This is a genomic window from Kitasatospora sp. NPDC032757, assembly GCF_055579305.1.
Genome location: NZ_JBVINN010000020.1, coordinates 136,092 through 142,709, shown reverse-complemented (window position 1 = coordinate 142,709; position 6,618 = coordinate 136,092). Strand labels below are relative to the sequence as shown.

The 6,618-nt window shown below is 74.4% G+C and carries 3 protein-coding genes; all 3 read left to right on the top strand.

Annotated features, from left to right (window positions below; genetic code table 11):
- Positions 1-185 precede the first annotated feature (185 nt).
- The 3 genes from ACZ5WK_RS22435 (at position 186) to ACZ5WK_RS22425 (ending at position 6,612) form a co-directional block, all read left to right on the top strand.
- Positions 186-1,223, top strand: coding sequence for a sugar ABC transporter substrate-binding protein (locus ACZ5WK_RS22435; protein ID WP_465549324.1), 1,038 nt, complete (start codon positions 186-188; stop codon positions 1,221-1,223).
- A gap of 285 nt (positions 1,224-1,508) precedes the next feature.
- Complete coding sequence (locus ACZ5WK_RS22430; protein ID WP_465549322.1) at positions 1,509-3,344, top strand: glycoside hydrolase family 15 protein; 1,836 nt, start codon at positions 1,509-1,511, stop codon at positions 3,342-3,344.
- A 244-nt stretch (positions 3,345-3,588) separates the two neighbouring features.
- The gene (locus ACZ5WK_RS22425) at positions 3,589-6,612 is read left to right on the top strand and encodes an AfsR/SARP family transcriptional regulator (protein ID WP_465549320.1); all 3,024 of its coding nucleotides are present in this window, start codon (positions 3,589-3,591) and stop codon (positions 6,610-6,612) included.
- Positions 6,613-6,618 lie beyond the last annotated feature (6 nt).

Below are 6,618 nucleotides of genomic sequence, written 5' to 3'. Positions count from 1 at the left end.
GCGATGCCGCCCTGGCCGCCAGCGCCAGCACCGTGCACGTCGCCGCCGTCGAAGACTGGCTGGCCGCCGGCACCGACCCCTGGCGCTCGGCACCCCCCTCGCCTGACGGCGACCTGCCGGCTCCCGCACATCCGGTCCCATCTCCCTCGGTACGCACGACCCCACCACTCAGAACGGTCTGACACATGAAGAGCCGCACCACCCGGACCACCTGCGCCGGCTGCATCGCCGTGTTGCTCGCCGGCTGCCTCACCGCCTGCGGGGGCACGGATGACCCCGGCGAGTCCCGCCCGCAGATCGCCATCGACATCCCCCGCGCCGACTCCGACTTCTGGAAGGCGTACGCGAAGTACCTCCAGCAGGAGATCAACGACCAGCAGCTGAGTGTCCTGCCCCCGACCCATTCGGACGGCGACGAGGCGACGTTCGCCGCCAACGTCCACTCACTGGCCGGCCGGCATCCCAAGTCCATCGTCATGGCGCCGCAGAACACCATGACCACCGATACGACACTCTCCGAGCTGTTCCGTGCCAACATCCACGCGATCAGCGTGGACACCGAACCGGAGCACGGCACCGTCTACATGGTGGTCCGCACCGACAACCGCTCGTACGGCGCCAAGGCCTGCGAGTTCCTCGGAAAGCAGCTCGGCGGCAAGGGCAAGGTGGCCGAACTCCAGGGCGCGCTGACCTCCATCAACGGATACGAACGCTCCGAGGGGTTCGCCGCCTGCATGAAGCGCAACTTCCCCGGCATCCAGGTGATCGCGCTGGCCACCGACTGGAAGGGCGACGTCGCCTCCGAGAAGCTCCAGGCCACCCTCGCCGCCAACCGGGACCTCAACGGCATCTACATGCAGGCCGGCGGCGTCTTCCTGCAGCCCACCCTCGCCCTGCTCCAGCAGAAGGGCCTGCTGAAGCCCGCCGGCCAGCCCGGCCACATCGCCATCGTCTCCAACGACGGCATCCCCGCCGAGCTGAACGCGATCCGCAAGGGCGACATCGACGCGACCGTCTCCCAGCCCGCCGACCTCTACGCCAAATACGCCCTCTACTACGCCAAGGCCGCCGCCGAAGGCAAGTCCTTCCAGCCCGGGCCCACCGACCACCGGTCGACCATCATCCAGCTGCCCAACGGGCTGGAGGACCAGCTCCCCTCGGCCCTGGTCACCAAGGAGAACGTGGACGACCCGTCGCTCTGGGCCAACCACGCCACGGGCTGACCGGGGCGGGCCCCGTGACCGGGTCTCCCGGACGGTCGTCGGCCCGCAGGAGGCCGCGGGCGCCGCGTCGGTGCCGGCCGGCTCCCGCGGCCTCGTCGGCGCCGACCGACCGCTCGGCGGCAGCCGCCGCGGCCACCCCGGGAAGTGCCGGCGGGGTTGCCCGGAACGAGGCGGCTGCCGAGTCCCGTCCGCACGGCTCCGCCCCGAGCCGCGCCTCGAGCAGCGATCTAGCATGAAGTGCAAGGTGCATCTCCGGGCCCGCGCCGCAGCGGCAGGGAGGCCGACATGGCGTTCCACACGACCGGTTTCGAGCAGGCGGACGGCTGCCGCTACCTGCCGATCTCCGAACACGGCCTGATCGGCGATCTTCGTACGACCGCCCTGGTCGGCACGAACGGCACCATCGACTGGTACTGCTGCCCGCGCTTCGATGCGCCCAGCGTCTTCGGGTCCATCCTCGACGCCGACCGGGGCGGGTCGTTCGAGTTGGCCGCCGAGGTCCCGACCCGCACCCGGCAGTTCTACTTCCCTGACACGAACGTGCTGATCACCCGGTTCTTCGCCGCCGACGGGGTGGCGGAGATCCAGGACTTCATGCCGGTGGTCGACGACTCGCGCGAGGCGGCCCGGCACCGGCTGATCCGGCGGGTGCTCTGCGTCCGCGGAGCCCTCCCGTTCAGGGCGCGCATCGCCCCGCGCTTCGGCTACGGCGCCGAAGCGCACACCACGCACCTCGAAGGTCACGCGGCGGTGTTCCGCTCCCCGTCACTGACGCTCGCGCTCACCGCCACCGCACCGCTGGAGAGCGACGGCCCGGACGTCCGGTCGGACTTCAAGCTCGTCGAGGGCGAGTCCCACGTGTTCGCCCTCGACCAGATCGGCGACGGCGTCCCGGCCCGGTCGTGTCCGCGGGCCGAGGCGCAGGAGCAGGCCGAGGCGACCGTCCGGTACTGGCGCCGCTGGCTGGCCGGGTCGCGCTACCACGGGCGCTGGCGGGAGATGGTGAACCGCTCCGCGCTGGTGCTGAAGCTGCTCACCTACGCGCCGACCGGTGCGATCGTCGCCGCACCGACCACCAGCCTGCCCGAGCAGATCGGCGGCGAGCGCAACTGGGACTACCGGTACGTCTGGGTCCGGGACGCCGCCTTCTGCGTCTACGCCATGCTGCGCCTGGGGTTCACCTCGGAGGCCGAGGCGTTCATGGGATTCCTCGACAAGCGCGGCATCCTGCGCGGCACCGGTGCGACCGGCCCGTTGCAGATCATGTACGGCATCGACGGGCGCAGTGAGCTGCCCGAGTACGAGCTGTCGCACCTGGAGGGCTACCTCGGCTCCGCACCGGTCCGGGTCGGCAACGCCGCCACCGGCCAGCTCCAGCTGGACATCTACGGAGCCCTGATCGACTCCGTCTACCTGTACGACAAGTGGGGGCAGCCGATCAGCAGCGACCGCTGGGACGAGGTCGGCGCGGTGGCGGACTGGCTCTGCGAGCACTGGGACCAGCCCGACGAGGGCATCTGGGAGACCCGCGCGGGCCGCAGGGACTTCGTGTACTCGCGGCTGATGTGCTGGGTGGCGCTGGAGCGGGCGATGCGGATGGCGAACCGCCGCGGCCTGCCGGCCGACCTGCCCCGCTGGCGGCAGGCCCGGGACGCGATCTACCGGCAGATCATGCAACGCGGCTGGTCGACCCGGCGGAGCGCGTTCGTCCAGGCGCTGGACGACGGTGAGCTGGACGCCTCGCTGCTGATGATGCCGATGGCCAAGTTCGTCTCGCCCACCGACCCCAAGTGGCTCTCCACCCTGGACGCCCTCACCACGGACCTGGTCTCCGATTCGCTGGTCTACCGCTACAACCCGGCCACCAGCCCGGACGGCCTGCACGGCCCCGAGGGCACCTTCTCGATCTGCTCCTTCTGGTACGTGGAGTCGCTGGCCCGCGCCGGCCGGCTGGAGGAGGCCCGGCTCGCCTTCGAGAAGATGCTCACCTACGCCAACCACCTCGGTCTGTTCGCGGAGGAGATCGGCCCGACCGGCGAACAGCTCGGCAACTTCCCCCAGGCCTTCACCCACCTCTCACTGATCAGCGCCGCCTTCAACCTCGACCGCGCGCTGGGCTGACGCGGCGCCGCTGTGATGCTGCGGTCGCCGCCCGGACGGCGGTGCCCGGCGCGCTACGGCTCGGTCGACGGCCGGGGACGGCGGCCGGGGGCGGCGGTATCGCCGGACCCGCCCGGCCGGCGAGCTGGGACGGCCCCGGCCCCGCCAAGCCCCTCGGGCGGACTGCCGAATATGGCCTGATCAGGGGGAATACCGATCGGTATCATGCCGATGGGGGCGTGTCGTCGGGTGAAGGGGGAGTCGGTTGGCTGGCGAGGGCGGGACATCGGGCGGACTGAGGTTCGCGGTGCTGGGGCCGGTACGCGGGTGGCGGGGCGAGGTGGAGCTGTCGCTCGGTTCGCCGCAGCAGCAGAGCCTGCTGCTCGCCCTGCTGTTCCGGTCGGGCCGGCACGTCTCGGCGGCCCAGCTGATCGACGACCTGTGGGGCGACGAGCCGCCCGCCAGGGCCACCGGAGTCATCCGGACGTACGTGCACCGGTTGCGGCGGGTGATCGGGGCGGAGGCGCTGACCTCCGTCGGCGGCGGGTACCTGCTCGCGGTCGGCGACGGCCTCGACACCGGGCGGTGCGAGGCGCTGCTGGCCGAGGCCCGGACCCTGCGCGCGGACGGACGCCACTCCGAGGCCGCCGCCACGCTGCGGGCGGCACTGGCGCTGTGGCGCGGCGAGCCGATGTCCGGGCTGCCCGGCCCCTACGCTCAGCGCCAGCGCCGGGAGTGGGACGAACGGTGGCTCGCCGTCACGGAGTCGTGCCTGGAGGCGGAGGTCGACGGCGGCCGGTGGGCGGAGTCGGTCGCCGAGCTGAGCGCGGCCGTCGAGGAACACCCGCTGCGCGAGCGGCTCTCGGAGCTGCTGATGCTCGCGCTCTTCCGCTCCGGCCGGCAGGCCGAGGCGCTCGCGGTGTACCGGGCGGCGGACCGCCGGCTCCGCACCGAGCTGGGCGTCGGCGCCGGGCCTGGCCTGCGCGACCTGCACGGCCGCATCCTCGCGGCGGACGAGACCCTGGCGGCGCCTGCCGCCCGGACGCTCCTTCCGCCGCCCCAGGAGCCCGCCGAACCGCCGGCCGGGCCGGACCCGGCGTCCACTCTCATCCCGGCCCAGCTCCCCGCCAACACCGCCGACTTCACCGGAAGGCAGGCGGAGGCCGAGATGCTGCGCGCCGCCCTGCTGGAGCCGGGCAGTGTGCCCGTGGCGGCCGTCGCGGGCATGGGCGGGGTCGGCAAGACCGCGCTCGCCGTCCACGTCGCGCACGGCCTCGCCGCCGAGTTCCCGGACGGCCAGCTCTACCTCGATCTGCACGGCGCGGACGGCCGCCCGACCCGGCCCGAGGAGGCACTGGCGGCCTTCCTGCGCTCCTTCGGCGTCGTCGGGGAGGCGATCCCGGCGGGCCTCGCCGAACGGTCGGCCCGCTACCGCTCGCTGCTCTCCGGCCGCCGTGTCCTCGTCCTGCTCGACAACGCGCGCGACGCCGAGCAGATCCGGCCACTGCTGCCGGGCAGCGCGGGCTGCTCCGTCCTGGTCACCAGCCGGACCCGGCTCGGCGCGCTGCCCAACGCCCGCTTCGCCGAACTCCCGGTCCTCCCGGCCGAGGAGGCGGTCACCCTGCTCACCCGGGTGGTCGGGGCCGAGCGGGTGGCGGCCGAGGAGGAGGCCGCCCGCGAACTCGTCCGGCTCTGCGGCCAGCTGCCGCTGGCGGTGCGGATCCTCGCCGCCCGGCTGGCCTGCCGCCCGGGCTGGACCATCGCCCGGCTGCTGGCGAAGCTCACCGGCGACCGGTACCGGCTGGACGCGCTGCGCAGCGGGGACCTCGCCGTCGAGTCCTCCTTCCGGTTCGGCTACGACCAGCTGGACTCCGAACAGGCCCGCGCGTTCCGGCTGCTGGCCGTCCCGGAGGTGCCCGACCTGTCGCCGGCGGCGGTCGCCGCCGTGCTCGACCTGCCCGAACCGGCTGCCGTGGAACTCGCCGAGTGCCTGGTGGACTGCTCGATGCTGGAGATCTCGGCGCACCCCGACCACTACCGCTACCACGACCTGCTGCGGGCCTTCGCCCAGCGGGTCGGCCCGCACGGCGGCCGGGAGGGCGGCCGGGACGGCGGCCCGCCGGCGGGCGCCGACGAGGCAGCCGGCGCCGACGAGGCGGCGGGCGCCCTGACCCGGCTGGCGGACCACTACCACGCGCGGGTGTCGGCCGCGCTCGGGGCCTCGGCGGCGCGGTCCGGACTCGCCGTCGGGGAGTACCTGGGCGTCGGTGCGCTGGTGAGCCAGTGCGCCAAGCTCCCCGGCCGCGCCGGCCGCCCCGCCGGCACCGCCGGGGCCCTCGACCGGCTCGCCGAACTGCTGCTGGGCTGCTGCCTGCTGGCCGACTCCGGTCACGCCACCCGCCCGCTCGGCCACGCCGCCAACGCCCTGCTGCGCGCCGCCCTGGACCAGGGCGACCGGACGGCGGAGGCCCGGGCCCGCCTGGTGCTCGGCCGGCTGCTGACCGAGGTCGGCTCCGCGCCCTCGGCGCTCGCCGAGCTGCTCCGGGCCCGAGACCTGTGCACCACGCACGGGCTGCCGCAGCCGCTGCTCGCGCTCGCACACGGCTCACTGGCCGACTGCTTCGTCCAGATCGGCCGCCCCGACGAGGCGGTGACCGGGTTCTCCGCCGCCGTCTCGGTCTGGGAGCGGATCGGCGACCGGCGCGCGCTGGCCGCCGAACTCCTCGACCTGGCGGGGGCGTTCGCCCGGCAGGGCCGCTTCGACGCGGCGAACCGGGTGGTCGACCAGTCGTTGCTGGTCAGCCATGAACTGGCCGACCGCGAGCTGGAGGCACGCGCCCGGGACGCGCTCGGGACGATCGCCCACGACCGCGGCGACCACGACCAGGCGGTCGCCCACCAGTGGGCCGCGCTCGCGCTGACCGACCCGTACGACCACCGCCGGACCGGCCGCATCCTGCTGCGGCTCGGCGAGTCGCTGCGCGCCGCCGGGCGCGGTACGGAGGCGGTCGACGCGGCGGGCCGCGCGGTCGACGCGCTGACCCTGGACGGCGACCACCGGGGGCGCGGCCTGGCCCTGGCCACGCTCGGCGACGCGCTCGCGGACCGCCGCTTCGGCGGCCCGGGCCCGGCCGGCGACCTCGCCCGGGCCCGCTCCTGCTGGGCGGAGGCCCACGGCATCCTGGCGCCGATCGGCTCGCCCGAGGCCGAACGCCTGCTGCCCCTCCTCGGCGGCGACCACCCCGCCGGCCCGCCCCGGCAGCGCTGGCCCTCCTGGCTCCCGGCCTGAGCAGAC

Coding starts and splice junctions, on each gene's coding strand:
- ACZ5WK_RS22435 (WP_465549324.1), top strand. CDS start 186: ATGAAGAGCCGCACCACCCGGACCACCTGCGCCGGCTGCATCGCCGTG.
- ACZ5WK_RS22430 (WP_465549322.1), top strand. CDS start 1,509: ATGGCGTTCCACACGACCGGTTTCGAGCAGGCGGACGGCTGCCGCTAC.